Raw genomic sequence first — 26,167 nt, 5'->3', positions numbered from 1 at the left:
ATGCCTCCACCCATGAACCCGTTGAGGACCGCGTACGTCTTGTTATGTCTCGGTGCGCCTGGCTAAGCATCGGTACGTACGAGTACACCCGAGTGCGTCCGCTTACGCCGCCGTACGACCCATCCTGCCCCGGCGCCGCCGGAGCGCACAGGGACGAAGGTCCCGCCGCCGGCACCGAGTAGAGTCGAACGTCCCCACCCCGCCCCTCCCCCGCTCCGGCGCGGATCCGAACCACTGACACGAGGCACCCGCGGTGAACCACCCCCCGGTCGTCGAATGGACCGAGGACGACCACGTCCGTACCGCCCGTTGGCGTTCCGAGAACGGCGCCCGGCCACCCCGCCGGATCGCCCTCGCGGACGACCGCACCCGGGCCGACGAGGCGTACCGGCTCGCCTGCGAGGGCACCGCGCTGCTGTGGCGCGGCGACTTCCACAACGCCCGCCAGCTCCTGACCGCGCTGGCCCGCCGGGTCGACCGCCGGCCGCGCAAGGCGCCGCCCGCCGACGTCACCCAGGCGTTCCACCTGCACCGCGCCGCCCAGAACCAGCGCGCCCGCGTCCTGGGCATGCTGCTGGTCCCCCTGGACGCGGAGCTGGCCGTGCCGCTGCACCGCGCCCCCGACGTCCGCGAGGCGTGCGCCCGGGCCTTCGGGGCGCCGCAGGAGGTGACCGGACTGCCCGCCGGCGCCGCCGCCGACACCGCCGTCCTGGTGTCCCTGCGGGAACTGCTCGGCGTGATCGGCGCCAACGAATGGCGCCGCAAGGGCGTGGAGGTCCCGGCCCTCGGCGGCGACCGGATCCACCCCCACTACGGCGTCTTCTCGCCGGCCCGCGGCGAGTACGTCGACCTGGTCGCCGAGGCCCCGCTGCCCGGCCGGGAACTGGCCTTCGACATCGGCACCGGCACCGGCGTACTGGCCTCGGTGCTGGCGCGCCGCGGGGTGCGGCGGGTGGTGGCCACCGACCAGGACCCGCGCGCCCTGGCCTGCGCCCGGGAGAACACCGCCCGGCTGGGCGTCGCGGACCAGGTGGAGGTCGTCGAGGCCGACCTCTTCCCGGCCGGTCGCGCCCCGCTGGTCGTGTGCAACCCCCCGTGGGTGCCCGCCAAGCCGACCTCTCCCGTGGAGCACGCGGTCTACGACCCCGGCAACCGGATGCTGCACGGCTTCCTGGGCGGGCTCGCCGACCACCTGACCCCGGGCGGCGAGGGCTGGCTGATCCTCTCCGACCTCGCCGAACACCTCGGCCTGCGGGCGCACGCCGAACTCCTCGACGCGTTCGCCGAGGGCGGTCTGACCGTCCTGGACCGGCTCGACATCGCCCCCCGCCACCCGCGCGCCCAGGACGCCGCCGACCCGCTCCACGTGGCCCGGGCCGCGGAGGTCACCTCCTTGTGGCGGCTGGGCGCGGCGGACTGACGGGGCGGGGCCCACAGTGGCCCAGCCCCCTCCCGCGCAACCGGGCCCGGCCCCGCCCGAACTCCGCCACTTCCGCCCGCCGTTGTTCCCCGGCGGCCCGCACCCGGCATCCCTCCCCCGCGGCGTCCGGCGCGCGGCCGCGACCGCGTTCGGTGTCGGTGTGCGGCCGACTCCGTGGGGCGGGCCGGGAGACGAAGGGGGACACGCCGAAGATGCCGCCGGCCGCACACCGGGCGGAATCGGACGCCGGCCGCCCGGCCTTCCCGACCACCCGGCGAGCACCCCCGCCCATCAGGCACGATGGACCCATCATGAACCTCGACGACCTCGTGGCCCGGGCCCGCCGGCTCGCCGCTTCGGCGACGCCCGGCCGACGCCGGCTGCTCGGCATAGCCGGGCCGCCGGGCGCCGGAAAGTCCACCCTCGCCGTCCGACTGGCGGCGGAGCTGACCGGCCAGGCCGTGCTCGTGCCGATGGACGGCTTCCACCTCGCCGAGGCGGAGTTGCGCCGCCTGGACCGCACGGACCGCAAGGGCGCGCCGGACACCTTCGACCCGGCCGGCTACGCGGCCCTGCTGGCCCGGCTGCGCTCCCCGGAACCAGGCACGCCCGTCTACGCGCCGGCCTTCGACCGCCGCATCGAGGAGCCGGTCGCCGGCAGCATCCCGGTGGCGCCGCACATCCCGCTCGTCATCACCGAGGGCAACTACCTCCTGCTGCACTCCGACCCCTGGGCGGGCATCCGCGAACTGCTCGACGAGGCGTGGTACGTCGAACTGGACGCCCAGGAGCGGGTGAGCCGGCTGATCGACCGGCACGAGCGGTACGGCCGCCTGCGGGTCGACGCCGAGGACTTCGTCCGCACCTCCGACGAGGCCAACGCCCGCCTGGTGGCGGCCACCCGCCCCCGCGCCGACCTCGTCGTCTCCTTCACCACCGACGAGGCGCCGCCCCCACTGGACGACTGACCCCGCCCGACTCCGCCCCGCCGCACGGCACTTCACCCGCCCGCGACGGCCCCTCAACACCCCTTCCGAAATGACATCACGGATGCCATCATGACAGCATGGATGTCATCACGGGGTGGGGGAACGGCACATGGAGGGGACCATGGGGCGGGACGCGGGGCGGGACCTCGGGCGGGACGACGCAGCGGACGACGCAGCGGATTCCCCGGCGGCCGTAGCAGGCGCCGCCGAGGAATCCGAAGAAGTCGAAGCAGTCGAAGTCTCCAAAGCCGCCGAAGCAGCTCAGGAAATCGGGGTCGCGCAGGGGGACGCGGGGATCGCCGAGGAGCTGCTGTACGACGTCATCCGGCGGCTGCGGCCGCTCCAGCGGACGATCGTGCGCGCGGCGGAGCGCACGCTGGACGGCACCGGTCTGACCGCCGGCGAGCGCACCCTCCTCGACGCGCTGCGCACCCACGGCCCGCGCACCGTGCCGCAGTTGGCGCGCTCCCTCGACCTGGACCGCCAGCCGGTACAGCGCTGGGTGAACCACGCGGCGGAGCTGGGCCTGGTCGTGACGACCGCCAACCCCGCGCACCGCCGCTCGTCGCTGATCCGGCTCACCGACGAGGGCACGGCGATGATGCGCGGGGTCCAGGAGGCCGAGGCGGGGGAACTCCGCCGCGGGCTCGCCGACCTGTCGGCCGGGGAGGTCCGCACGGCGCTGCGGGTGCTGGACCGGATCGGTGAGGAATTCCGGCACTTGGCGGACGGCTCGCGCGTTCCACCGGAGGAAAGCGGCGATCCCGATGAGCGGGACACCGCCGCACCGGTCACCGCACACGTCCCCATACCGCCTCGAACCGGCCACGGACCAGCGGCGCCCACCCGTCCGACCGACCGCCCGACGCGCACAGAACGGCCCGCAGAATGACGCACGACTTCCAGGCCTGGTCCGAGATCGACAACGACACCGTGCCGGTCGACGACGGCGAGCTGTTCTACGAGACGGCCGGCTCCGGGCCCGCGGTGGTGCTCCTGCACGACGGGATGCTCGACCAGCGCATGTGGGACGAGCAGTTCGCCTGGCTGGTCAACTCCGGGCTGCGGGTGGTCCGCTACGACTTCCGCGGCCACGGCCTGTCCTCCACGGTGACCGGAGACTGGGCCAACCACGACGACCTGGTGGCCCTGCTGGACGCGCTCGACATACCGCGCGCCGTCCTCGTCGGCCTCTCGCACGGCGCCCGGGTGGCGCTGGACACCGCGCTCGCCCACCCCGACCGGGTCACGGCCCTCTTCCTCGCCTCCCCCGGCATCAGCGGTCGCGCCTTCACCGACCCCTTCCTGCTGGAGCACATCCGGGAGCAGGTCGCCGCGCTCGACGAACAGGACGGCGTCGAGCGGTTCGTGGAGCACTTCCTGCGGATGTGGGTGGACGGGCCGCACCGCGCCCCGTCCGGCGTGCACTCGGGCTTCCGGGAGCGGATGCGCGCCTCCGCGTCCGCCAATGTCGAGGTGCACGCCGACGGCGCGGGCGCGGGCATGCCCCTGGAGGTCGGCGCCTTCGACCGCCTGGGCGAGATCCGGGTGCCGACCACCGTCCTCGACGGCGACCTCGACTCCTCCGACATCTCGGCGAACGCCCACGCCATAGCGCTGGCGGTCCCCGGCGCCCGCCGGATACGGGTACCGGCCGCAGGTCACATGGTCAACTTGGAGAACACCCCGCTCTTCGACCACGAACTGCACGCGTTCCTCTCCGCCCTGGCCCTGTGATCCGAGCCGCCGGCACCCGGTGACGGCCCGCACCGGCCACCGCGCGTGGCCGGTTCTCACGGGTGCCCGCTACAGTGACCGGGCCGTGGTGTTCGGGAAGACCGGTGCTGGACCTCGTGTCCGAAGCCGGCGCGGCCCTCGCCACTGTGATCGGGGAGTTTCCGCCCCTCTGCGTGCGCGCCCAGTGCGCGCACGGCGCCACTGACCGCAGCCTGCGGCCGGGAAGGCGGGGCGGACGCGGGCACCCGTAAGCCAGGAGACCGGCCACGGCATCTCACGAAATCATCCACGAGGTGCTGGAGCGTGATGGCCGGATGGCCCTGTCCACTGATACCCCGGACGACTTCCCTTCGTCCCGCAACTCCCCCGTCCTCGGCATACCCGGATCCCCCGGGTCGTTCCGCTGGCAACGTCGCGACACGGTCCGCACCGCGGGACTGATGGCCGTGATCGCCGCCCTGCACGTCGTCGCCTTCGGTGTGCTCTTCCTCCTGGTCGTGCCGGGCCACTACACCGTCGGCAGCCAGGTGTTCGGTGCCGGGCTCGGCATCACCGCCTACACCCTGGGCATGCGGCACGCCTTCGACGCCGACCACATCGCGGCGATCGACAACACCACCCGCAAGCTGATGGCCGACGGCAAACGGCCCGTCTCGGTGGGCTTCTGGTTCGCCCTCGGCCACTCCAGCGTGGTGGTCGCGATGGCCGCGCTGGTGGCGGGCGGCGCCCAACTCGCCGGCACGCTGATGAACGACGGCTCCCGGGCGCACCAGACGCTCGGCCTCCTGGGCACGACCGTGTCCGGTACCTTCCTCTACCTGATCGCCGCCCTCAACCTGGTCGCCCTGCTCGGCATCCTGAAGGTGTTCCGGGCGATGCGCACGGGCACGTACGACGAGCAGGAGCTGGAAGCGCAGCTGGATTCCCGCGGGTTCATGAACCGCGTCCTGGGCCGGCTCACCAAGTCCATCAGCCGCCCCGGCCAGATGTACCCGCTGGGCTTCCTCTTCGGGCTCGGCTTCGACACCGCGACCGAGGTGACGCTGATGGTGATGGCGGGCAGCGGCGCCGCGGCGGGCCTGCCCTGGTACGCGATCCTCTGCCTGCCGCTGCTGTTCGCCGCCGGGATGAGCCTGTTCGACACCCTCGACGGCACCTTCATGAACTTCGCGTACCAGTGGGCGTTCGCCAACCCGGTGCGCAAGGTCTACTACAACCTCACCATCACCGGGCTGTCGATCGCGGTCGCGTTCCTCATCGGCACCATCGAGCTGGTGACCGTCCTGCACGACAAGCTCGGCCTCGACGACCCGCTGACGGGCGGCATCGCCTCGCTCGACCTGAACAACGTGGGCTTCCTCATCGTCGGCCTGTTCGTCGTGGTGTGGGCGGCGGCGCTGGTGTACTGGCGACTGGGCGGCGTCGAGAAGCGCTGGACCGCCCGCTCCCAGGACGCACCGGCCACCGCGGACGCCCTGCCGGCGCCCGGCACGCAGGGGTCCGACGCCCCCTAGTCCCGGCCCCGCACCGGAAGAACACCGAACACCACGACCGCGTGGTGCGGCCGTCCCCACTGCCCGTAGGGGACGGTCGCACCACGCGGTCGGTGTCCGTGCGGGCCGCGCCTCAGGTGGCCGAGCCGGCCGCCGCGCCGGTCAGCAGGTCCGGGCCCCAGCGCTGAAGCGCCGCCGCCAGGTCGAGGGGCCGCAGCCGGTCCGCCTCGTCCGCCCCCGGCCAGTCCGCCCGGGGCACCCGCCACATCACCTCGAACTCGTTGCCGTCCGGGTCCCGGGCGTAGAGCGACTTCGAGACCAGGTGATCGCTGGCGCCGACCAGCGCGCCCCGCTCCCGCAGCCGCGCCGCGATCGCCGCGAGGTCACCGAGCGTCCCGACCTCCCAGGCCAGGTGGTAGAGCCCGATCCGGCCGCTCTCCGGGCCGGGCGCATCGGGCCCCACCGCGAACAGGCCCAGATCGTGGTCGTTGTCCGAACCGGGCGCGCTCAGGAAGGCCGCCCGCCCCGGAATCTCCACGTCCACCGTGAACCCCAGCACCTCGGTGTAGAACGCCACCGACCGTGCCACCTCACGGATGTACAACACCGCATGGTTGAGCCGCCGAACCGCCATCACGCCTCCACTCTTCCGTCACGCCGCACGTCACTCCCCCGCCGTTCCCCCGCCGTTGCCCGCCGCCGCGGCCCAGACCGCGCCCGCGCCCCGGCAGCACCCCGCGTCACTTCCGGATCAGCAGCGTGATCGCCGCGAGCACCACGCTCAGCACCAGCGCCCCCGCCCCGTAGGCCAGCCGGTGTGCGCGCAGGCCCGGCAGGAAGCGGTCGACGGCGTAGCGGCCGGGCCCGGTCAGCGCCAGCGCGGCCGCGCCGGTGGCGAGCAGCAGCTCGTACTCCACGCCCTCGGGCGCGAAGAAGCCGCCGCCCCACTTCACCGCCAACGCGTTGATCATCGTGCCGACCACCGCCGCGCCGGCGAGCGGCGTCAGCAGGCCGATCACCAGCCCGAGCCCGCCCAGCGTCTCGGTGAGCCCGGCGCACACCGCCATGACCTTGCCCGACGGGTAGCCGCTCGCCTCGAAGAACTTGCCGGTCCCGTCGAGCCCCGGACCGCCGAACCAGCCGAACAGCTTCTGGGTGCCGTGGGCCGCCATGGTCAGCCCGAGGACCAGCCGCAGCAGGAGCAGGCCGACGGCGTAGCCGTGCGGGGAGGGGGCGTTCCGCACCGCGCCGCCGAGCCGATCGGGACCGGACATGCTGTGGGGGATTGTCATGACAAAAACTCATTCCTCTGCATCGCGCGCCGGAGCGACCGCACCGCGCGACGCATCCACTGCACCGCGCGACGAACCGGCCGATCGAGCCGTTGGTCGAGCACTCCTCAACAATTTACTTGAAAGTTCAAGTCATTCCCACCCTACACATCCCCCCAGAAACACCAAAGGCCCCCGATCGGTACGGATCGGAGGCCGAGGAAAGCGGCCGCTGCACACCACAGCGCCCCGCCGCACTGATCAACCGGCCAGCGGACCAGCGAGAAACCGGCGAAACCGCCGCCGGCCCCGGCCCGGGGGGACGCGGACGAGGTGCCGGCCCCGGGCCTTCAGCAGACCCGTGAGACCGGGCGCGCGCGCACCGATCTCACCGTCGAGCGCGATCGCCCCACCGAAGCCGCGCCACCCTCCGAACCCGCGAACTCCCCCTGAACAGGCTTCAGTTCCCAAAACCCACGGGACTCGCCACCCTCAAAGAACACCGGTACGCCCGCCGACACCGAGACCGATCACGGCCGGCTCCCCCACTACCCCACGCCACCCCTGCGGTTCGCCGACCCGCCCCGGGGCCCGCCCAGGTCGAGCAGCATCACGTCGTGGAGGTCGGCGCCCGTGCCCCACGGCCGCGCCTCGCCGACCTTGCGGTATCCCCACGCCCGGTAGGCAGCCGACGCCGCTTCGCTGCCCGGGTGGACGTTCAGCAGCACCCGCTCGGCCTGCACGCCGTCGAGCAGCGTCGCGTGCAGACGCCGCGCGACGCCCTGCCCGCGCCACGGTCCGCGCACGGCGAGTTCCATCAGCCCGAAGGTGCGGTGTCCGTCCTCCCGCCGCACGTCCTCGGGCACCGGCCCGGTCAGTTCGTCCCACCAGCCCGTGTCGGCGGCGAGCCGGTGCCCGTACGCCATGCCGACCGGCTCGCCGTCCTCACCACGCGCCAAGGCAGCGCGGAATCCGGGCTTGCGGGCCTGGGCGGGGAAACGACGGAAGGCGGCGGCGACGTCGTCCGCGGTCTCGCCGTACGGAGGCGCGGCGAACGCCTCGGCATAGATCAGCCTGAACCCGAACTCGGCCCGCACGGCGGCCGATCCGTCCATGCACTCCACCGCGACGGCCGCCCCTTGCTGCGCCATGTGATGCCTGCCCCCTCCGACGTTCTCACCGATCCGCTCGCATACTCGCAGGCCGCGGCACTCCCACTCCCACCCCGGACCACGGCGCACTGAACACCACCGGCCACCCCCGAACTGCCGTACACGGGCGCCAACTTCCCCCGCACCGCCGAACGGGAGCCCGCAATCACCCTCGACGCCAACGGCCGTACCGACGTTCCTTCGGAGGTCGGCTTCGCCCTTCGTCGTTCAGCTCGGAGTCGACCGCGGGTGGCGGGAGTCGGCCCAGGCGGTGAGCAGTTGCTCGTACTCGGCCTGCTCCTCGGGCCGGAGCGCGCGCCCGGCACGGGCGGCCATGAACGCACGGATCCGCGCGTTGGCCTCGGCGGTGGCGTCGGGGACGCAAGTGGTCGCCATGGGGCGAATGGTACGACTGACCGCCGACAACCGCACCCACAATGCGCCGGCTCAGCGCCCGCCCGTAGCCTGCCCACCGCGACGGACGGGCGCACCCCTCTCCTTCGCCCCACGACTGACTCAGCGCTGGATGGTGATGACCAGCCGTGATGGCCTCGGGCTCGACGAACATCATGCCCAGCACGCCTGTGGGCGGCCCTCCCTCAAGAGTCGTGAACCCCAGGACCTGACCGTCTCGGTCAGCCACCATGGCCCGCCTCCGCGCGACCTCCCACACGTCCACGGTGAGTTCGTCGTTGCACGCGTTCAGCACGCCGTTGCCGGAGCCCACACTTGGTTGGCAGCGTCGGTCGCGGGTCCCGCCCCCCACAACGACTCGGCCGCCGATACCCGGCACAGCCCCACCACCCTGCTCACCGCGGCCGGCCCCCGGACCACCATGGAGATCCTGGCGCACAGCCAGCGCGCCATCCCGATGAACACATACGCCACGTCGTCCAGGACACGCAGCGCGAGGCAGTGAGCTACATGGACCGGATGCTGAAGCGGCGGCCCACGTCCGACCGAGCGCCGCCGTTCACGTCGATTCCGAACGGCGAAAGACCCCCCGCCGTGATCGGCGAGGGGTCTTTCGACTGGTGGGCACAGATGGATTTGAACCGCCGACATCTGCTTTGTAAGTCCGATCCAGGCCCCGGGCTGGTCTTGCTCCCGTCGGCCCGTCCGCAGTGGGTGTTCGCTTGGCGCTACCGCGATCCGCGGCCGTTGATGTCACTCACGGATGTCAGAGATGAGGAATGTGCGCGGCCCGTACGCCCGTGCCCCCTTGTGCAACTCGCGGACCCAACGCATGGTTTGGGTGGATGCTGCTCGGCGTTTTGACGCCTCAGGGGGGGGCGGTGCGGTGTGGGCTCAGTAACTCCGTGGGCGAAGGAGACTTTTGGAAGCATGGCCGGACAGTTGGCCATAACCATCCCAGCATGCCTCTTACAGGCCCATGACAGAGCCCGCCACGGCCATGAAGGCGTCAATACTCAGACTCTGGAAGCCTACGGTCACGGGTTGCATGCGGTGCAGTACGAGGCGCTGGCGGCTGGTCTGGAGCCGTTCGAAGGTGCAACGGCCATACGACTACAAGGCCGCACGGTCATGGTCATCGGTAACAACGTCATCTATCCGATCAGGTATGCAAAGAAGGACGTCCCTGTGACCTCGGCGCGACTGCGTCGGGCCGTCGGCTTCCGCGCGGAACTGATCAGGCGCCACGGGCCTGAACCGATGCAACAGGCGTTTGACTTGGGCCTCGATGACATCGTCGAACCGAACGTGCACCCCGACATCGCGCTTCTCCCACCGGAGTACCGGTTGATCACCGTCGCTTATGCCTGCTCGATGGAACAAGGGGTCATGCGCGTCGAATGGGGCACCGCAGAGCTACGCCGCGAGGACCGCTATCTCATCTGGCACCGCCACGAGCCGCTTCTTCCACCCTCTGGCCCTCATCCTGCTTAGGCACGTCGACCAGTTGGGTCCGCCATCGGTTGCCCTCGCTGGCTACAACAGAGCGCCCCTTCTCAGGCCGTCTCCGGACCATTCAGGGACGCTCTGTTGCTTGGGACAGGGACCCCTCGTTGCAAACTATGGGTGCTGTGCTCCGCTGCTGTACCGCGAGATCCCGAGCAGAGCCGACCCGAGCGATCCGTAGTCTCAACTCTTACTTCTTATCCGGGCTGATAGACCCGGAAGCAGTAGGAACACGCAGCACGCCCTTTCACCACGGCATAGGCCTGCGATACTTCGCCCGGACGGTAAGTGCGCATGCCCAAACTCGCGGCGCGCTCAATGCCTTTCCTTCAAAGCTTTGCAGGTCGGAAAACGATGAAAAACTTCGCCCCGCTCTGTCATTCAGACGGACCTCACCGAGCTCTTGGGGCCGTGCTTTCCTCGCTTGCCCATGCCGTCAGGTTAGTCAGCGATCTGGCAAGATCGTCACAAAATGAGGAATCGGGATCGCGATGCCCGACCGTCCTGCGCCGACTGACCACGGCATTACAATTTCGGCCCGGCTTCCGGAGCGTCGGCCCTATGCGCTGGCCCTCATACTGTGGACACCTCTCGGAAACGGCCGGCATCCGCCACTATTGATGTCAACCGTGGACGTCAGGACGAGAGCCAAGAGTCGTGGGCCAGGAGAGCTAGAGCCAGTCAGCTCCTAAGTGCGAGGCCAGCTCGTGCCTCATAGCGGCAGTGAGGTCGCTGGCCGCTGCACGGTGAAGCTCCCTAGCGTGCGTGTACTCAGGCGAGTCCGTCTCTAGTCCCTCGGCTACACAGTCACGCATAGACCTGAGAGTCTGAAACGCAACTTCGACCTTGTCGACTACATCGGACGGCGCCGTGATCCTGATCTGATAGCGCAGTTCGTAAGCTCCGCCGCCATGGAGCAGGTTGCTAGCCTGCCGGCGTCGTTCACCTGCGCCACACTCGTCATCTCGCAGAAGCTCGCTCAGCTTCATGCGGGTCGCAATCAGGGCGCCGAGAAACTGACCATAGAGTTCTCGACGCGCTAGGGCACCGTTCAAGGCGCGCTCTCGTCGCCATCGGACACGATCCGCCGTCAGCGTCGATCCGATCCCCAGGACCGCACCAATTATCGTGCCGACCAACGTCCCCCAGCTCATCACGCCCCCACACATGCCGCTCGTAAGCCCTTGAGCCAGACGATGGCGTACTCCCCTTGTCGATCCCGACGAAACGAGCCGGGCAGGAGTGAGGTGTGGCTGCGGGTGCTGACCGAGCCGATGAACACATACACCCACGTCGTCCAGGACACGCAGCCTGAGGCCGTGAGCCACCTGGACAGGCTGCTGAAGCGGCGGCCCACGTCCGACCGACCGCCACCGTTCACGGCGGTTCCGGACGGCGAAAGGCCCCCCGCCATGATCGGCGAGGGGCCTTTCGGCTGGTGGGCACAGACAGATTTGAACCGCCGACATCTGCTTTGTAAGTTCACCCGGCCGTCTGCCGGGGCCTGTGTGCCGTACCGCTTCGGGGCCGCGCTGGCCCGCTCGCGTCTACCGCCGTCCGCCGCTGTTGATGTCAGCAACAGATGTCAGCTGTGCGCCCTATCAGCCCCGCCAACGTTCACGGTGTGCCTTCACGCAGTCCAGGTCAATGGTGTGCTTCGAGTGAGTTCGCAGGGGGCCCTTCGCCTTGCCGGCACGGACTACGGTGAGGTCGTCCTTGAGGACAATGGCACCGGCGTCGAACATGACGTGGCAGTTCGGGCACAGGCAGAGCACGTTGCTGGTCGTGTCCGGCCCGTTGTGTGGGCTGCCGAGGGCCTGGATATGGGCGCCTTCGCTGTAACTGCCGCCAAGCAGCTCGATCCGGAGGTCGCAGACCTGACACCGGTTGTCATGCCATTCCTTGACCTTGCGCTTCACGGCATTGCTGCGGACGATGCGCTGTACCGTGCTGGTCACGCGTCCGGGCTGCTCGTTACCGGCCGGCTGCTGGTCGGCTTCGTGGTCCACCGGGAGCATCCCCGGGGCAGGGATTACTTCCTCCGGCTGCACCTGCGGGGTCGGCGTGCCCTCGTACGCTTCCATCCGGAACTGCCAGATCAAGAAGCCGTCGAGCCCCTGCTTGCTACCGTAACTCGTCACGCGGTACAGGCCGTCGTACCGGTAGCCGTCGCTGGGCGCGTAGGCCGAGCCGTCGTGGGCGCCGCGCAAAACCCTCACGGGCAGCCCTTCAAGGCAACTGGTCACCAGTGCCGCGTTGCCAGTGTCGTCCAAGGTCTGGTTGCTGACCTGATTGCCGCGCCCGTCCTGGCCGCCGTGCCCGGTGTAGACGATGACGTCACCGAAGTCTTCATCGTCCTTGTAGCCGCCGGACACGACGATGGACTCCGCGCCCTTCTTCTTGGTCCCGCAGATGCCGGCCTGGAGGGGGCGGTGCACACCTGCCTCATGGGCAAGACGACGGGTGCTGAACTCCATGCCAGCCTGAACGTTGGGCAGTTCACCAATCATGCATGCAGCCTGCCACGAGGCGCCGACACCGAAGGAGCGGACCGGGAGACCACCTGTGCAGCACGGGAAGCACACGGCGCCAACACCCACACGGGGTAGTGCTAGGCACTGCCCCCTTCCTCAGCGTTCCTCGCTGTTCCCCGTGAGATCGGGCACGGGATGTATGCCGCAACTGCGTTCGCTGGTGGTGTGGAGAGAGTCTGAGGCCTGGCACTTGGGGTGAGTGAAGGGGGCCCTTACGCTGGCGCACGCCCCGCACGGGCGGCCATGAACGCGCGGATCCGTGCGTTGGCCTCGGCGGTGGCGTCGGGGACACGAGTGGCCGCCATGGGCCAACTTTACGGCTGGCCAGTGACAACCGCCTCAATTGCGGCGAATGCGAGGTGCCAGGGGTAGCCCTCGGCTCGTCGTTCTCCCGGTTGGTTGGGCTCGAACCCTCCGGGCCCGTACAGCACGTTCACTCCCGCCCCGCGCAGTGTCGCGATCGACTGGGCGAATTGAGGGTGTTGCACGTAGGCCGCGTTCACGCACGGCATCGTCACCATCGGGATCCGCTTGCCGATGCCCTCGGCAACGACACCAACTACGAACTGGTTTGTGATCCCGAGTGCCCATGAGTTGATCGAGTTGAAGGTGGCGGGGGCAAACAAGATGGCATCGGCCTGCGGCCAAGCATCACCGGCCCCCGGGGCCTTGTACTCGGAGCGCACGGGATACCCGGTCGAGTCCTCGATCGCAGGTATGTCGTCAGCAAGCCACCGGTAGGCCGTCGGCGTCAGCCCGACGCATACGTCGTATCCCTGCTCCTGGAGGCGGTGCACTACGTCCGGGACATCGTGCACAGGTGGAGCAGCGGACCCGAACAGATACATCACAGGGCGCGTCATGCGCTCATCCCACCACAGGCAACCGCCCCCGGTCCGGTTGGAGTCGGGGGCGGAGCGTTCACCCACCCTCTTTGTGGTGGGTATGTTCCAAGTGGCTGCAAGGAACGGAGACGAGTATGCCTTCTTTCGGCGACGAGCACGCAGGTGCCCGCATTCAACGCGAGCGGAAACTCGCTCACCTCACACAGCGTGGCTTGGCCTCGCGGATCCCGTATTCGTACAGCCTGCTGAATCAGGTGGAATGCGGGGCACGGTCAGCGAGCGACGAGTTCCTAGTTGCTGTGGCTGGCGCGCTAGGCATTGACGTCACGGTACTGCTGGGAGGCGAAGTGAGCAGTGACATCCTGGTCGGCTTAGTACGACCGATCCAAGCCGCGCTGAGCCTCTATGACCTGGAGCCCGTGGGTGCCGTCACACGGACGGCTGAACAGCTCGCCGTAGCGGCAGACGACGTGTGCCAGCAGGTACGTGCTACGAACCTTCGCAAGGCAGCTGTCGCCCTGCCGGGCATCATCGGCGATCTCACTGCTCTCGCCGTCTCGGCGCCGACAACGCAGACCTGGCGGGCGCTGGCGTCGAGCTACCGCACCGCGTCCGACATCGCGCTGAAGCTCGGCGGCAATCACGACCTGGCCACCGTCGCTCTGGACCGTATGGGGTGGGCGGCCGAGCGTGCCTCTGATCCTTGCCTGGGTGCGATCCGACAGTACAAGCGGGCGCTGGTCTACAAGCAGATCGGCGAATCGACCTTGGGCCGACGGTTGATCGAGTCGGGGCACACGATGCTGGACGGGCAGACGACGCGCGAGGCGCTGGCGGTCCGAGGGCAACTCCACCTCGGCCTGTCCGCGGTCGCCGCCAGGGCCGAAGGCCAGCACGCCGTCACCACACACATTGCAGCGGCCCGCGATATCGCCAAGCGCATTGGCGGTGAGGCCGGAGAGGTGCATTGGCTGTCTTTCGGCCTGCGGAATGTCGCTCTGCATGAGATGGGCGCTTCCCTCGCGATGCGTCACTACGACACGGCACTAAGGCAGGCGCGGAAGATTCGGCTTCCCCCGTCCACGCTGACTTCTCGTCGCGCTCGCTTCCTGGTGGACCGTGCCGTAGCGGAGATGGAAACGGGGCGTGCCGATGCGGCACTGAAGCACCTGGTGGAAGCTCGTCGCGCGGCGCCGGAACAGACTCGCTACCACCCCGGAACACGATCGGCGATTACGGGGCTGGTGCACATGGCCCGACGGACCCCGGACACGCTTGGGAGCATGGCGGCGTGGGTGGGCGTGTAGCCTCTCGCTGCGGTTGCCACGCTCACAAAACTGTGAGCGTTGTGCGTACTGTGCTCTGCCACGGTTGGCCCTGAACCTGATGGCCTACCGAATGGGGCACGGTGATGCAAGCCGACCTCGGACATGTAGCTGGGGCTGGGCCCCTGGAGCCACCACCGATCGACACCGACACGATCGCCGAGACGATCCGCAAGGCGCTCTACTTCGGATCGATCCGGCCGAGCCGGGAGGAACTCGCGGCCACGGACGAGGTACTGCGCGGTCACGTCGCGCTGCTCCTCGCCGAGGCCCGCAGGAACACCAGCCCTCACCCGCCGGACCGCTACCGCCTCGACCGGATCTCGAAACACATGGCCTTCCCCTTGGGCAAGGGCATGTTGTCCGCGTACGCCGAGGTGCCCCAGCGCGCCCGAGACTGCCAATGGCTCCTGGCCTACTACACCGCCAGCCGCGGTGAATACAGGCCCCGCCGCACGCCGGCCAGCGCTGCGGTTCCCGAGGCGCCTACCGCGGGGAGACGAGCGTGAGATTCCGGCAGTGCAGCGCGCGTCACCCGTGGCCCGCCCCACACCGCCCCCTCGGCCACCCGAGGTGGGCCCGGTGCGACGGGCGCCGAAAGCACGCGGGCGCTCACCGAAAGCGGGTGCCCACGCTCGGGATGGTCATGTGGTGGGCGCGGCGATGACGACGAGCAGCGAACCGTACGGCGTGATGTCGGGGACCATCGGCGACGACGTGATGACCGTCCACAAACTCATCTGGGTCGCCGGCCAGCAGCGGCCGAAGTGCGGCGACGGCGCCCCGGATGACCGGGTCGAGGAGTGGTTCCGCCGGGTCAACTGCCCCTACTGCCTCAACGACGAGCAGGCCCCCTCCACCTGATCTCACAGACTCCCGGCGCACGGATCGCCGGGCGCGCTCGCCGGCGGTGGCAGACGGGGAGCGCAGCGCCGGCCCCAGGTTGCAGCATCAGCAGCGGGCGGGCGCACCTCTCTCCAGCACCCCACGACGAGGACACAGCCATACCCCAATCCACCCCCGACGATGAGCAGCTCTTCAACGACGTCGCTGCCCTCGGCGAGACGGCCAACGCCGCCCGGGACGAGGGCCTGCCGCCCGCGGTCCGCGAGGTGTTGGACGACCTCGCCGCCGAGCAGGCCGCGAACGTCGCCCGCAACCACGGCACCGGTAGGTGAACCAAGTGACGGTCACAAGGGACCAGTTCACCAACCCGGACGGCCGCAGGATCGGCGCCCTCGCCCTCTTCCGCAACACCGCCGGCCACCCCCTGATGCTCCGCAAGCGCAACCGCGACGAACTCCCGTGGTGCCTGCCCGGAGGGTGCGCCGTCGGCGGCGAATCCGCCCTCGCGGCGCTGCGCCGCAAGGTGCTGGAGGAGACCGGACTGCACGCCCCCCCCCGGCCTGCTGCTCGTCGAGCACTACATGCCGGCCACGGCCGGGCGGGCGGAGGGCAGCAACCTGATCTTCGACTGCGGCGAACTCTCCCCCGAGGCGGAAGTCCGGCTGAGGGAAGTCGAGTTCAGCGAGCACGCGTTCATCGCCCCGGACCAGCTCGCGGACGCAGCACAGCCCCATACCGCCGCCCGGGTGCAGGCCGCTCTGTACGTGCACAAGATCGGCGGCGGCGCGGTGTACCTGGAAGGCGCCGCCCGGCCGGTGGCGTCCTAACCCCTGCTCCCGTTCGGCTGAGCGGCCGAGCCTGGCCGAACGGGTCTCGCTCCGCACGCCCCTCCCCGTGATGTGCGGGACGTGCGGAGCACCGGCCGCCCGGACCTGCCCGCAGGTTCGGGCGGCCCCACCCCGCCCCGGCGCCCATTGGAGAGGACGGTCGCCGGGGCGGGTCACCAGCACTCCCACAAGGAGAGTCCATGCCCTTACTGCCGCGCTCGCTCGCCCCGCTGGGCCCGCAATTCGCCTGGCTGGAGATCACCGGATTCTGCAACCTCAAGTGCCGCCAGTGCTACGCCGATTCCTCCCCTGAGGGGACGCACGGCACGATGACGGACGACGACTGGTTCCGCGTCCTCGACGAACTCGACGCGCTGCACGTCCGCGACGTGCAGTTCATCGGCGGGGAACCCACCCTCCACCCGTCCCTGCCCGCCTACATCGCCCACGCCCGCAAGCACCGGATGCGGATCGAGGTGTTCAGCAACCTCACCCACATCACCGACGAGGTATGGTCCGCGCTCCAGCTCCCGGGCGTCCGGCTGGCCTTCAGCTACTACTCCGACGACGGCGACGACCACGACGACGTGACCGAGAGCCGCGGCTCCCACGCCCGCACCCGCGCCAACGTCGAGAAGGCCAAGGCCCTCGGCATCCCGATGCGGGGCAGCGTGATCAACGTGCTCCAGGGCCAGCGTGCGACCGAGGCCCGCCGCGACCTGCTCGACATCGGACTCCGCGATGTCCGCACGGACAAGATCAGGCCGTTCGGACGCGGCGCCAACGGAGCGGGCCCGGACATCACCAAGCTGTGCGGACGCTGCGGGCGCAACAAGTTCGCCATCGGCCCGGACGGAAGCGTCTGGCCGTGCGTGTTCGCCCGCTGGATGACCGCCGGCAACGTCCACGAGCAGAGCCTCGCCGCCATCTACAACGGCGCGGCGATACAGGCCGCCCGCGCCGAACTCGGCCGGGTCTTCCCCGACAAACGCCCCACCGCGAACGACCCGAGTTGCCTGCCGGACTGTAGCCCGTCGTTCGACTCGTGCTCGCCGCAGCTCGCCTGCGCTCCCGACGCCGCCTGCGGGCCGACGGAGGAAGACTCCGACGACCGCGCGCCGATCATGTCCCCGCACCGGTCGGTGCGCTACGACAACCCGCGCATCGCCGGTACGGACTGCTGACTCCGGCCCCACCTTGGAGGGAACCTCCGGGCGCGGGGGTGAGCACGGCAACACGCGCGAGTAGCGTGACATCGCTCTCGCCCCCGCCCTACGGAGATGCCCATGAGCGCCACCTCGACCGACCTCTACCTCTCCCGCCGCGATGCGTACGCCGCGTTCCTCAGCGCCGCCGACGACGAGTCGGCGGTCTGCTGGCGCAAGGCCGACGGCCAGTACCCCAGCGCGGACGCAGCACGGCAGGCACAGGACGCGGCGTACGCGGCCACCCGGGACGCGTTCAACCGGATCGTGGTCGAGCCGGTCGGGCCGTACAAGGAAGCCCACGCCGTCGTCGAGCAGATCCGACTCCTCGGCCGGGCCGGCACGGAAGAGCAGGACTGGGTGGCGTTCAAGAAGGCCCGGGAGGTGTTCGTCGACGCCGCCCGCGCCTGCCTCACAGAGACCCTCGGCGGCACACCGCAAGCCGAGCAGGGCTGACACCTACCCGAGAGCACTCCCCGGTGCGCGACGCCCCCGTCCCTGGCCCTTGAGGGGCGATGACGGGGGTGTCGTCGTTGGCGGTACCGCGGTGTCCTTGAGAGCCCTGTCCGGGAATCCGCCCGTGGGCATGTGGACTCTTTGTGGATTCTGATCATGGAAATGGCCCCTCACTCAGTGGAGTGGGGGGCCATTGACCTCACGGTTTACCTGGGTGGGCACAGACGGATTTGAACCGCCGACATCTGCTTTGTAAGAGCAGCGCTCTACCGCTGAGCTATGCGCCCCGGTCGAGCCGACAGACTACCTTGCCGTGGGGTCGGGACCGCAAACCCTGGTTCGGGGGGTGGAAGCGGTTCCCGGGGTGGTGGGGTGCGCGTGAACTCACCGGTCGGGATGTTCGTTGGGGTGGGTGGGAGAATGACAGCCGGTCCTGGGGCGATCCGATCGGGAGAGGGATGTGACGGCGACACACATGCAGCCGCAGCCGCGGCCGTACGGGCGGGGGATCCGCCGTCGCATCCGCGGGAGCCAGGTGCGCCGGGCGGCCCGGGACGTGGTGGGGCTGGTCCTGCTGCCGTTGCCGCTGCTGGTGGCGGTGGCGCCGATGGCGTTCGCCGGGGGTGGGACGCGGCGCTGGTTCGGGCGCGGGGAGAACCAGCGGGCCGATGCGCAGGCCGCCAAGGACGCCGCGGCGGCGGCGTTCTACGAGCTCGACTCCACCCACCGGGACCTGCGGATCTCGGTGGAGACGATCACCGCGGTCGACGACTCCCAGCGGGCCCGGCAGGCCGCGGCGGAGTACGAGAGCTTCGGGCAGCGGATCGACCAGGTCAGCCAGGGGTACATCACCGCGGTCGACTCCCACGACCTGGACCGCGACGACGTCGACGGTGCCGCGCTGGCGCGGGCCCGGGCCGATCTGACCCGGGCCCGGGAGGAGCTGGAGCGGGTCCGCGGGGAGCTGGACTGGTTCGCGCAGAGCCTCACGCCGTTGTTGCAGAACGCCGAGACGCAGCTGGCGCGGGTGGCCCCGGCCGTGGAGCAGGCCCGGCAGGCGCTGCTGGCGGCGAGCAACGCGCTGGACGCGGTGCGGGAGCAGGGCCTGCGGGCGGACGACCTCGCGGCCCGGCTGGCGGCGCTCGGGCCGGAGCTGACCAAGCTGAACCAGGGGGCCGGACAGCACGGCGTTCCGGCCACCATCCAACGGGCGGAGGAGGTGCAGCGGCAGGCCGGGGCGATCCGGTCGGAGGCGGAGCGGCTGCCGGCGACCGCCGCGGAGATCGACAAGCGGCTGGTGTCGCTGCGCACCCGCGCGGAGGCCATCACCACCCGTGCCCAGCAGGTCGCCCCGGTCCTCAGTGAGCTGCGGCGGCGGTACAGCGCGGCCTGCTGGCAGGACCTCCAGAAGGTGCCGGAGCAGGCGGTGGAATCGGTCGGACGGGCCCGGGCCGCACTCCAGGAGGCCGGGCAGGCCCGTTCGGAACAGCGCTGGGCGGACGCCACCAGTCGGTTGGCGACGGTGCGGGCGCTGCTCAACACCACCGACGAGGCGGTGTCGGCGGCCGGGGACCGGCTGCGGCGGCTGGACGCGGTGGCGGCCGACCGGCAGCAGGAGGTCGAGCGGACCCGTTTCGCCCTCCGGGACGCGCAGCGGCTGGCGATGTCCGGGCGCAGCACGCCCGACCCCCGGCACGCCGGGCCGCTGGACGAGGCGGTGGCCCGGTTGGACCGCGCGGTCCAAGGGCTGGAGGGCCGGCATCCCGACTGGTGGCACTTCCTGACCGAGACCGAGGCGGTACGGGAGACGGCGGCCCGGGTGGTGCAGGAGATCCGGGACGAGCGGGGCGGGACGACGGGCGGTCGCTGAGGGAGCGGACGGCCGTCGGGGCGGCTGGGGCGGGCGGGGTCGTAGGGGCCGCGCCGCGCCCGGAGAGGCCCGCGGTCACCGCGGGTGGTCGGCCGGTCCCCGCAATGGCATGAAAGGCCCGCGTGTCGGATGCTGGAGTCCTGAGTGAGTACGGCCCAGGCGGCTCATCTGCGCGAAGGAGTCCGGACATGGCTGCTACCGGTGCACCTGGCCACGTGCTGCACAAGCCCGCGAACCCCCGCCGCCGGTTCAAGCGGCGGCGTGCCCAGATCAACGAGCACCTGCCCGTCGACCACCGGCTGAGCCGGGTCTACCGCATCGGCGCGGGCGTGATGGGGCTGGTGCTCGTCGCGTTCGGCATCCTCGGGCTGACCCACAACATCGGGTTCTTCGACACCGGCGGCGCGACCGCGGCCGGGTTGAACACCAACGGTTCGCTCAGCGTGCTCTCGATCGTCGTCGGTGCGCTGCTCATCGCCGGCATGGTGATCGGCGGGAACTTCGCCTCCACCCTCAACATCGTGCTCGGCGGGCTGTTCCTGCTGAGCGGGTTCGTGAACCTCGGGCTGTTGCAGACCGACGCGAACTTCCTCGCCTTCAAGATCCAGAACGTGCTCTTCAGCTTCGTGGTGGGGCTGTTGCTGCTGGTGTTCGGGATGTACGGACGGGTCAGCGGCGGACTGTCGCACGACAACCCCTACTGGCGCGCCCGACACCCGGAGGAGGCCGAACGCTTCGAGCGCGGGGAGCTGCACCCGGTGTCCGGGATGACGGCCGGGCGGCAGTCGGCGCGGGTGCGGATGCAGGGCGCCTGGCACGGCGGGCAGGGCTCGCTCGGTCCCGGCACCAGCCTCACCGGCCCGCACCCCCGGCACACCGGTGCGCACTCCGAAGCGGGCCCGGCGGCGAACGTCGGCGCGGCGGGCGCCGGGAAACCCGGCGGCGCGCCCCCGGCCGGCAGCTCCGAGGAGTTGTGAGGCGGGCCGGTCGCCGACGGACCGGCGGCCGGCCGAGCGGTCCGGGGCGCACCGAGGGGCGGACACGCGCTCGGTGCGCCCCGCCGGTTGCCCCCGGCGGGCGGCCGACGCGGGGAGCGCGGAGCGGGTAGGAGGAAGGAGGAAGAGGGCGGGGAGCAAGGGCGTACGGGGCACCGGGGAGTGACCATGGAGCAGTTGGGGAATTCCGCTTCGCCCGCGGATCACGGGCGGCACGGCTCGGTCGTCGAGGCGCTCGCCCAACGGATCTGCGAGGGGAACTACGGCGAGGGCGACATCCTCACCGTGCCGGAGCTGATGGCGGAACTGGACGTCAGCCAGACCGTGCTGCGCGAGGCGGTCAAGGTGCTGACCGGCAAGGGGCTGCTCGCCACCCGGCAGAACCACGGCACCTACGTCCGCCCCCGGGAGGAGTGGAACCTCCTCGACTCCGACGTGCTGCGCTGGAAGCTGGCGGCCGGCGCCTCGTCCGACTTCTTCGCCGACGTGCTCGAACTCCGCCGGTCCATCGAGCCGGCCGCCTCGGCGCTGGCCGCGGAGCGCCGCACCGACGACGACCTGGAGGCCCTCGGCGCCGCGCTGAGCGCGATGTCCGCGACCGAGGACGACCCGGTGCTGCTCATCCGCGCCGACGCCTCCTTCCACACCGCGATGCTGCTCGCCTCCAACAACCGCTTCTACGCGCAGATGCACCGGGTGATCGTGCCGGTGATCATCCGGCGCGGCCGGGACGTGTACGCCTCCGGCGGCTCCTTCGAGCATCCGCACGCCGTGCACGCGGCGGTGGCCGAGGCCGTGCGGGACCGGGACGTGGACGGGGCGTACATGGCGATGCTGGAGCTGCTCGACAAGTCGGCGCGCGAGCACCCGTAGGCCGCTGCCGGTCCCGTCCGGTGGGCCGGGCCGGGCGGCTAACCTGTGGCCATGCCCCGTTACGAATACCGCTGCCGTCCCTGCGGGACCACCTTCGAGCTGGACCGGCCGATGGCCGAGTCGTCCGCGCCGGCCGCCTGCCCGGACGGCCACCAGGACACCGTGAAGCTGCTCTCCGCCGTCGCCGTCGGGGGGACCGCGGCCGCCCCCGGCCCGTCGGGCGGCGGGGGCGGCGGCTGCTGCGGGGGCGGCTGCTGCGGCTGACCGCGGCGCCGGCCCGCGGGCCCGTACCGCTAGCGCTTGCGGGCCAGCGTCACGCCGTCCGCGACGGGGAGCAGCACCGCGTCGGTGCGCGTGTCCTCCAGGACGTGGTCGTTGAACTCCCGGATGGCCAGGGCCGGTCCGGTCGCCGCCGGGTCGGTGACCTCGCCGTGGAAGAGGACGTTGTCCGCGACGAGCAGGCCGCCGGGCCGCAGGCGCGGCACCAGCTCCTCCCAGTAGGCGACGTAGCCGCCCTTGTCGGCGTCGAGGTAGACCAGGTCCAGGTGCGGTTCGGTGGGCATCGCCCGGAGGGTCTCCAGGGCGGGCGCGATCCGCAGCCGGATCCGGTCCGCGACGCCGGCCTTCGCCCAAGCCTCCCGGCCGTAGGAGGTCCACTCCTCGGAGACGTCGCAGGCGGTCAGCGTGCCGTCGGCGGGCAGCGCCCGGGCCATGGCGAGGGTGGCGAAACCGGTGAACGTCCCCACCTCGACCACCTGCCGGGCCCCGATCAGGCGCACCAGGAAGGCCAGCAGCGACGCCTGCTCCGGCGCCGACAGCATCCCGGCCGCGTCCGGGAACCGCTCCCGGGTGACGTCCGCCAGGTCCTGAAGCACGGGGTCCAGCGGCGGATTGTGCGCCAACACGTAGTCGTACAGCTCCGCGGTGAGCGGGGGGCTCTTGGGCTCGGTCACGATCTCCCCTTCCAGTCGCCGGCAGCCTATTGCCGGCGACTGGGCGGCGTCACCAGGTACGCCCCGGGTCCGTGACGCCGGCCAGGAAGGCGCGGGCGATCAGCTCGCCGGCGGCCACCCCCCGCTCGCGGAGCGCCGTGACGTGCGGGGCCCGCCAGCCGGTGTCGGCCAGTTCGCCGTGGCCCGGTCGCCAGCCGCGGTCCGCGGCCAGCAGCAGGTCGGTGTCGAGCAGCGAGTCGCCGGCCGCGAGGAACCCGGGGGCGCCGGTGCGGCGGGCCACCTCGGCCACCGCGGCGCTCTTGGTGAGCGGCTTGGGGACGGCGTAGACCTTGCGGCCCTGGAGGGAGATCGTCCAGCCGCGCGGCTGGGCCCACGCGGCCAGGTCCTTCACCCAGCTCTCCGGGAGCAGCGACCGCTCCACCACGAGGTAGGCGAAGAGGTCCTCGGCGGTGCGTTCCCTGCGCAGCCAGGCCGGGTCGGCGGTGCGGACCAGGTGCGCGCGGACCACGTCCAGCGGCGCGCACTGGGCGGCCAGCCGGGCGGCGACGGTGCGCTGCCAGTCCGGGTCGGACTCGCCCCGCACGAGCAGGTGCCCGCCGTTGGCGCAGACCGCGAACTCCGGGGGCGGGCCCGGGAGGTGGATGCGCTGGTACTGCTCGCGGGTGCGGGTGGTGGCCGGCACGAACGTGGTGCGCCCGGCGAGTTCGGTGAGCAGCGCGGCGGCCGTCTCGGTCAGGTAGGAGAGCGGCCGGCCCTCGTAGACCTCGACGCAGAGCAGCCGGGGGGCCGCCGCGTCCGCGCCGGTGAGGTACAGCGCGGCGGCCGAGTAGATCAGGGTGCGGTCGAGGTCGCTGGCGACCAGCGGTGCGGGGACGGTCATCAGCAGCCCACCGCCTTGCCGTCCGCGCCGGTGGCGCCGCGGGTGAAGCGCGGGTGGATCAACCCGACGCAGGTGTAGGGGAGTTCGTCGACCTCTTCGACGGGCACGCCGCGTTGCGCGGCGAGCAGGCGGACGTGGTCGAGGTCGCTGCCGGCGCCGCGCCGGGCGAGGATCCGCCAGGGGACCCGGCGGAGCAGGACCCGGGTGGTCTCGCCGACGCCGGGTTTGACGAGGTTGACGTCGTGGATGCCGTACTCCTCACTGATGCGTTCGACGGCCGCCCAACCCTCCCAGGTCGGGGTGCGGTCGGTGGTCGTCAGCGCCCGGACGTCGGCCGCGACCGCGTCGGCGACCGCGTCGAAGCGGGCGGCGACGGTGTCCAGGAACGTCACCGACAGGTCGCCGTCGGCGAGTTCGCGGTAGAACTTGGCGCCGTGGAAGTCGTCCGGTCCGACCAGGTCGGTGCGGAGCACGGTGCGCGAGATCAGCCCGGAGACCGTGGAGTTGAGGCAGGCCGACGGGATGAGGAAGTCGTCGCGGGTGCCGTAGGTCGTCACGCAGCCGCCGGGGTCGGCGAGGACCGCGATCCGCGGGTCGAAGCCGGGCAGGTCGGGGAGGTTGGCCAGCGTCCCGGCGAGTTCCCGGGTGATGGCGCCCTTGCCCGTCCAGCCGTCCACGAAGACCACGTCCGCCGGGTCGTGGTGGGCCGCGAGCCAGCGCAGGGCGGTGGTGTCGATGCCCCGGCCGCGGACGATGGAGACGGCGTAGTGCGGCAGGTCCAGGCCGTGCGCGTGCGCGGCCCAGCGGCGCATCAGGACGCCGACGGGGGTGCCGGCCCGGGCCAGCGAGACCAGGACCGGGCGCGGGCCGCGCTCGGCGAGGACGGTCTCGGTGACCGTCCCGACGGCGCGGGCGATCCGGCCGGCGGAGGTGCGCAGCGCGGCGTGGAACAGCTCCTGGTACTGGGCGCTGGGCTGGTACTCCACCGGCAGCGACTCCGCGTAGTGGGCGCCGCCGCGCTGGATCGCCTCCTCGCGCTCCTCGGTCGGCGCCTCCAGCGTGACGTCGGACAGGTCCTGGAGCAGCCAGCCCACCTCGTCGGGGGCGTAGGAGGAGAACGCCGGGCCGCGCAGCGGGCCTGGGAGCGAGTCGCGCAGCGGGCCGGGCAACGCGCCGCGCGGGCGGTGGGCGGGGACGACGGCCAGCAGCAGCCGGTCGGTGTGGCCGGCGAGCCGGTCCAGCAGGCCGCCGGGGGCGTGGAGTTCGGGGCGGTCGCCGGCCGAGTCGACGACCGCGACGACGGCGTCGAAGCGGCGCGCCGGGTCGCTGCCGGGGGCGACGTTGTACGCGTAGCGCTCCCCGGGGCCGTCGGCCGGGGCGTCGTGGGCGGGGAACGCGAGCCGGGTGCGGATGGCGTAGCCGGGGTCGTCCACGGCGAGCACCGGGGAGCGGGTGGTGGTGGAGAAGCGGACCGTCGCGCCGTGCTCGGCGAGCAGCGCGTCCAGGGCGCCGGCCAGCCGCAGCGGGGCGTACATCAGCTCCTCGTTGCCGAGGACGAGGACGCGGCGGGCGTCGCCGAGCCGCGCCGCGATCCGGGCGGCCATGGCGGGGAGGCTGTCCTCCAGGAGCGCGCGGTGGGCCGGGGTGAAGCCGTGGCGGCCGCCGTCGGGCAGTCCGGCGGGCCAGCCGAGGTCGACGCGCACCGCGGGCGCGGACCGGCCGGCACCGGGGGGCGCGGGCGGTTCCTCGTGGGCGGCGACCAGTTCCCGGCCGCGGTCCAGGACGTCGTCGGGCAGGTGGACGCCGCCGCTGGCCAGGGCGACGAGGTCGACGCGGGCGCCGAGTTCGGCGGCGCACCGCGCCAGCCGCGCGCGGTCCGCGGCGGAGCGCATGTCCACCAGGGCGACGACGACGTAGCGCCGCCGCGGGTGGTGGGCGTGCAGCGCGCGGAGGGTGTTGAGGACCGTGCGCCCGGTGGAGAACTCGTCGTCGACGAGGACCAGGGGGCCGTCGCCGGCGAGCAGGGCGCGGTCCTCGGGGAGCAGCAGGTGCGCGGTGGCGTGGCTGTGCTCCTCCTCGAAGCCGGCGGCGTGCGGCACGCCCGGGACCGGGCGGCGGGTGGAGTGCAGGTACGGCGCGAGCGCCAGCCCGTCGGCGACCGAGTGGCCGAGCCCGGTGGCGGTCTCGGCGTAGCCCAGGACGACGGCGCGGGCGGCGTCCTCGTCGCCGAGCAGGGCGCGGACCCGCCGGCCCAGCCCGACGCCGGCGCCGTGCACCACGTCCGGCCGCTGCGGCACGTGCTTGCCGAGCACGTGGGAGACCAGCAGGTGGGCCCGCTTGGGGTTGCGCCGCAGCGCCAGCCCGAGCAGGTCCGGCAGCTCGTCCGCGCCGTGCAGCGCGACGCCGAGCCGTTCGGCGACCCACTCTCCCGTCCACACCACGTGCCGTGTCTCCTGCGTCGTCGCGTCCGTGTCGTCGTTCATGCCGTCGTTCATGCCGTTGCTCTTGCCGTCGGTCGGGTGGTGGTCGGGGGTCGCCGGGGCCGGGCGCGCTGCGCGGTGCGGTCGGGGCCGCCGC

The 26,167-nt window shown here is 71.5% G+C and carries 26 protein-coding genes, 1 tRNA gene, 2 pseudogenes and 1 riboswitch; of the genes and pseudogenes, 19 read left to right on the top strand and 10 right to left on the bottom strand.

What is annotated here, in order from left to right:
* Positions 1 to 253: 253 nt before the first annotated feature.
* The 5 genes from ABD385_RS28155 (at position 254) to nicT (ending at position 5,660) form a co-directional block, all read left to right on the top strand.
* Positions 254 to 1,420: a methyltransferase gene (locus tag ABD385_RS28155; RefSeq protein ID WP_344581320.1), complete on the top strand. Its 1,167-nt coding sequence runs from the start codon at positions 254 to 256 to the stop codon at positions 1,418 to 1,420.
* Positions 1,421 to 1,731: 311 nt separating this feature from the next.
* Positions 1,732 to 2,388 carry a nucleoside/nucleotide kinase family protein gene (locus ABD385_RS28150; protein ID WP_344581319.1) on the top strand — a complete coding sequence of 219 codons (657 nt, stop codon included), beginning with the start codon at positions 1,732 to 1,734 and terminating at the stop codon, positions 2,386 to 2,388.
* Between the two features lie 130 nt (positions 2,389 to 2,518).
* On the top strand, positions 2,519 to 3,301 hold the full coding sequence (locus ABD385_RS28145) for a MarR family winged helix-turn-helix transcriptional regulator (protein ID WP_344581316.1): 783 nt from the start codon (positions 2,519 to 2,521) through the stop codon (positions 3,299 to 3,301).
* The gene (locus ABD385_RS28140) at positions 3,298 to 4,146 is read left to right on the top strand and encodes an alpha/beta fold hydrolase (RefSeq protein ID WP_344581315.1); all 849 of its coding nucleotides are present in this window, start codon (positions 3,298 to 3,300) and stop codon (positions 4,144 to 4,146) included. Before ABD385_RS28145 ends, ABD385_RS28140 begins: the two co-directional genes overlap by 4 nt.
* A gap of 69 nt (positions 4,147 to 4,215) precedes the next feature.
* A riboswitch (cobalamin riboswitch) is annotated at positions 4,216 to 4,429 on the top strand.
* 31 nt (positions 4,430 to 4,460) lie between these two features.
* A complete protein-coding gene (nicT, locus tag ABD385_RS28135; RefSeq protein WP_425585496.1) occupies positions 4,461 to 5,660 on the top strand; it encodes a Nickel transporter NicT in 1,200 nt (399 codons plus the stop codon).
* A 112-nt stretch (positions 5,661 to 5,772) separates the two neighbouring features.
* Here the strand turns inward: nicT and ABD385_RS28130 are convergent, their stop codons facing one another.
* The 4 genes from ABD385_RS28130 to ABD385_RS28115 all read right to left on the bottom strand — a co-directional run bounded on the left by ABD385_RS28130 (position 5,773) and on the right by ABD385_RS28115 (position 8,457).
* On the bottom strand, positions 5,773 to 6,273 hold the full coding sequence (locus ABD385_RS28130) for a VOC family protein (RefSeq protein WP_344581309.1): 501 nt from the start codon (positions 6,271 to 6,273) through the stop codon (positions 5,773 to 5,775).
* Positions 6,274 to 6,379: 106 nt separating this feature from the next.
* The gene (locus ABD385_RS28125) at positions 6,380 to 6,913 is read right to left on the bottom strand and encodes a DoxX family protein (protein WP_344581307.1); all 534 of its coding nucleotides are present in this window, start codon (positions 6,911 to 6,913) and stop codon (positions 6,380 to 6,382) included.
* A gap of 545 nt (positions 6,914 to 7,458) precedes the next feature.
* Positions 7,459 to 8,061, bottom strand: a complete 603-nt coding sequence (locus ABD385_RS28120; protein WP_344581306.1) for a GNAT family N-acetyltransferase — start codon at positions 8,059 to 8,061, stop codon at positions 7,459 to 7,461.
* A gap of 228 nt (positions 8,062 to 8,289) precedes the next feature.
* Positions 8,290 to 8,457, bottom strand: a complete 168-nt coding sequence (locus ABD385_RS28115; RefSeq protein WP_344581303.1) for a hypothetical protein — start codon at positions 8,455 to 8,457, stop codon at positions 8,290 to 8,292.
* A gap of 948 nt (positions 8,458 to 9,405) precedes the next feature.
* On the opposite strand from ABD385_RS28115, the gene ABD385_RS28110 reads away from it, so the two are divergent.
* The 3 genes and pseudogenes from ABD385_RS28110 to ABD385_RS28100 form a co-directional block, all read left to right on the top strand.
* Entirely contained in the window at positions 9,406 to 9,969 is a 564-nt protein-coding gene (locus ABD385_RS28110; RefSeq protein WP_344581300.1) for a hypothetical protein, read from the top strand.
* 923 nt (positions 9,970 to 10,892) lie between these two features.
* Complete coding sequence (locus tag ABD385_RS28105) at positions 10,893 to 11,024, top strand: hypothetical protein (RefSeq protein WP_344581297.1); 132 nt, start codon at positions 10,893 to 10,895, stop codon at positions 11,022 to 11,024.
* A 231-nt stretch (positions 11,025 to 11,255) separates the two neighbouring features.
* Positions 11,256 to 11,336 (top strand): annotated as a pseudogene (locus ABD385_RS28100) (integrase); the annotation flags it as partial.
* A gap of 246 nt (positions 11,337 to 11,582) precedes the next feature.
* On the opposite strand, the gene ABD385_RS28095 reads toward ABD385_RS28100, so the two are convergent.
* Both ABD385_RS28095 and ABD385_RS28090 read right to left on the bottom strand, forming a co-directional pair.
* On the bottom strand, positions 11,583 to 12,491 hold the full coding sequence (locus ABD385_RS28095) for a YDG/SRA domain-containing protein (protein WP_344581295.1): 909 nt from the start codon (positions 12,489 to 12,491) through the stop codon (positions 11,583 to 11,585).
* Between the two features lie 338 nt (positions 12,492 to 12,829).
* Complete coding sequence (locus tag ABD385_RS28090) at positions 12,830 to 13,378, bottom strand: flavoprotein (RefSeq protein WP_344581292.1); 549 nt, start codon at positions 13,376 to 13,378, stop codon at positions 12,830 to 12,832.
* A gap of 116 nt (positions 13,379 to 13,494) precedes the next feature.
* Here ABD385_RS28090 and ABD385_RS28085 point away from each other — a divergent pair, with 116 nt between their 5' ends.
* From ABD385_RS28085 to ABD385_RS28060, 7 genes and pseudogenes are all read left to right on the top strand, one after another.
* Positions 13,495 to 14,667, top strand: coding sequence for a helix-turn-helix domain-containing protein (locus ABD385_RS28085; RefSeq protein ID WP_344581290.1), 1,173 nt, complete (start codon positions 13,495 to 13,497; stop codon positions 14,665 to 14,667).
* Positions 14,668 to 14,771: 104 nt separating this feature from the next.
* Positions 14,772 to 15,194 carry a DUF6415 family natural product biosynthesis protein gene (locus ABD385_RS28080; RefSeq protein WP_344581461.1) on the top strand — a complete coding sequence of 141 codons (423 nt, stop codon included), beginning with the start codon at positions 14,772 to 14,774 and terminating at the stop codon, positions 15,192 to 15,194.
* Between the two features lie 154 nt (positions 15,195 to 15,348).
* Positions 15,349 to 15,549, top strand: coding sequence for a hypothetical protein (locus ABD385_RS28075; RefSeq protein WP_344581288.1), 201 nt, complete (start codon positions 15,349 to 15,351; stop codon positions 15,547 to 15,549).
* 310 nt (positions 15,550 to 15,859) lie between these two features.
* Positions 15,860 to 16,069 (top strand): annotated as a pseudogene (locus ABD385_RS41380) (NUDIX hydrolase); the annotation flags it as partial.
* Positions 16,070 to 16,112: 43 nt separating this feature from the next.
* The gene (locus ABD385_RS28070) at positions 16,113 to 16,358 is read left to right on the top strand and encodes an NUDIX hydrolase (RefSeq protein WP_344581285.1); all 246 of its coding nucleotides are present in this window, start codon (positions 16,113 to 16,115) and stop codon (positions 16,356 to 16,358) included.
* Between the two features lie 200 nt (positions 16,359 to 16,558).
* Positions 16,559 to 17,542 carry a radical SAM/SPASM domain-containing protein gene (locus ABD385_RS28065; protein ID WP_344581281.1) on the top strand — a complete coding sequence of 328 codons (984 nt, stop codon included), beginning with the start codon at positions 16,559 to 16,561 and terminating at the stop codon, positions 17,540 to 17,542.
* A gap of 102 nt (positions 17,543 to 17,644) precedes the next feature.
* Positions 17,645 to 18,019, top strand: coding sequence for a hypothetical protein (locus tag ABD385_RS28060; protein ID WP_344581278.1), 375 nt, complete (start codon positions 17,645 to 17,647; stop codon positions 18,017 to 18,019).
* Positions 18,020 to 18,234: 215 nt separating this feature from the next.
* Here ABD385_RS28060 and ABD385_RS28055 read toward each other — a convergent pair.
* Positions 18,235 to 18,306, bottom strand: a tRNA-Val gene (locus ABD385_RS28055).
* 173 nt (positions 18,307 to 18,479) lie between these two features.
* Between ABD385_RS28055 and ABD385_RS28050 the strand changes: the two genes are divergently transcribed.
* The 4 genes from ABD385_RS28050 to ABD385_RS28035 all read left to right on the top strand — a co-directional run bounded on the left by ABD385_RS28050 (position 18,480) and on the right by ABD385_RS28035 (position 22,021).
* Positions 18,480 to 19,889 carry a hypothetical protein gene (locus ABD385_RS28050; protein ID WP_425585492.1) on the top strand — a complete coding sequence of 470 codons (1,410 nt, stop codon included), beginning with the start codon at positions 18,480 to 18,482 and terminating at the stop codon, positions 19,887 to 19,889.
* Positions 19,890 to 20,077: 188 nt separating this feature from the next.
* Positions 20,078 to 20,866 carry a DUF4383 domain-containing protein gene (locus tag ABD385_RS28045; protein ID WP_425585491.1) on the top strand — a complete coding sequence of 263 codons (789 nt, stop codon included), beginning with the start codon at positions 20,078 to 20,080 and terminating at the stop codon, positions 20,864 to 20,866.
* Between the two features lie 186 nt (positions 20,867 to 21,052).
* Entirely contained in the window at positions 21,053 to 21,757 is a 705-nt protein-coding gene (locus tag ABD385_RS28040; protein ID WP_344581277.1) for a FadR/GntR family transcriptional regulator, read from the top strand.
* 51 nt (positions 21,758 to 21,808) lie between these two features.
* A complete protein-coding gene (locus ABD385_RS28035) occupies positions 21,809 to 22,021 on the top strand; it encodes an FmdB family zinc ribbon protein (protein WP_344581275.1) in 213 nt (70 codons plus the stop codon).
* Positions 22,022 to 22,050: 29 nt separating this feature from the next.
* Here ABD385_RS28035 and ABD385_RS28030 read toward each other — a convergent pair whose 3' ends face one another.
* The 3 genes from ABD385_RS28030 to ABD385_RS28020 are packed head-to-tail and all read right to left on the bottom strand — an operon-like array spanning position 22,051 to position 26,085.
* Positions 22,051 to 22,710, bottom strand: coding sequence for an O-methyltransferase (locus ABD385_RS28030; protein ID WP_344581273.1), 660 nt, complete (start codon positions 22,708 to 22,710; stop codon positions 22,051 to 22,053).
* 49 nt (positions 22,711 to 22,759) lie between these two features.
* Positions 22,760 to 23,590: an HAD family hydrolase gene (locus ABD385_RS28025; RefSeq protein ID WP_344581271.1), complete on the bottom strand. Its 831-nt coding sequence runs from the start codon at positions 23,588 to 23,590 to the stop codon at positions 22,760 to 22,762.
* Complete coding sequence (locus tag ABD385_RS28020; protein ID WP_344581267.1) at positions 23,590 to 26,085, bottom strand: phosphoribosyltransferase; 2,496 nt, start codon at positions 26,083 to 26,085, stop codon at positions 23,590 to 23,592. Before ABD385_RS28020 ends, ABD385_RS28025 begins: the two co-directional genes overlap by 1 nt.
* Positions 26,086 to 26,167 lie beyond the last annotated feature (82 nt).

The sequence above is a fragment of the Streptomyces lunalinharesii genome, assembly GCF_039532155.1.
Classification (GTDB): domain Bacteria; phylum Actinomycetota; class Actinomycetes; order Streptomycetales; family Streptomycetaceae; genus Streptomyces; species Streptomyces lunalinharesii.
This window is presented reverse-complemented; position numbering and strand designations above follow the sequence as displayed.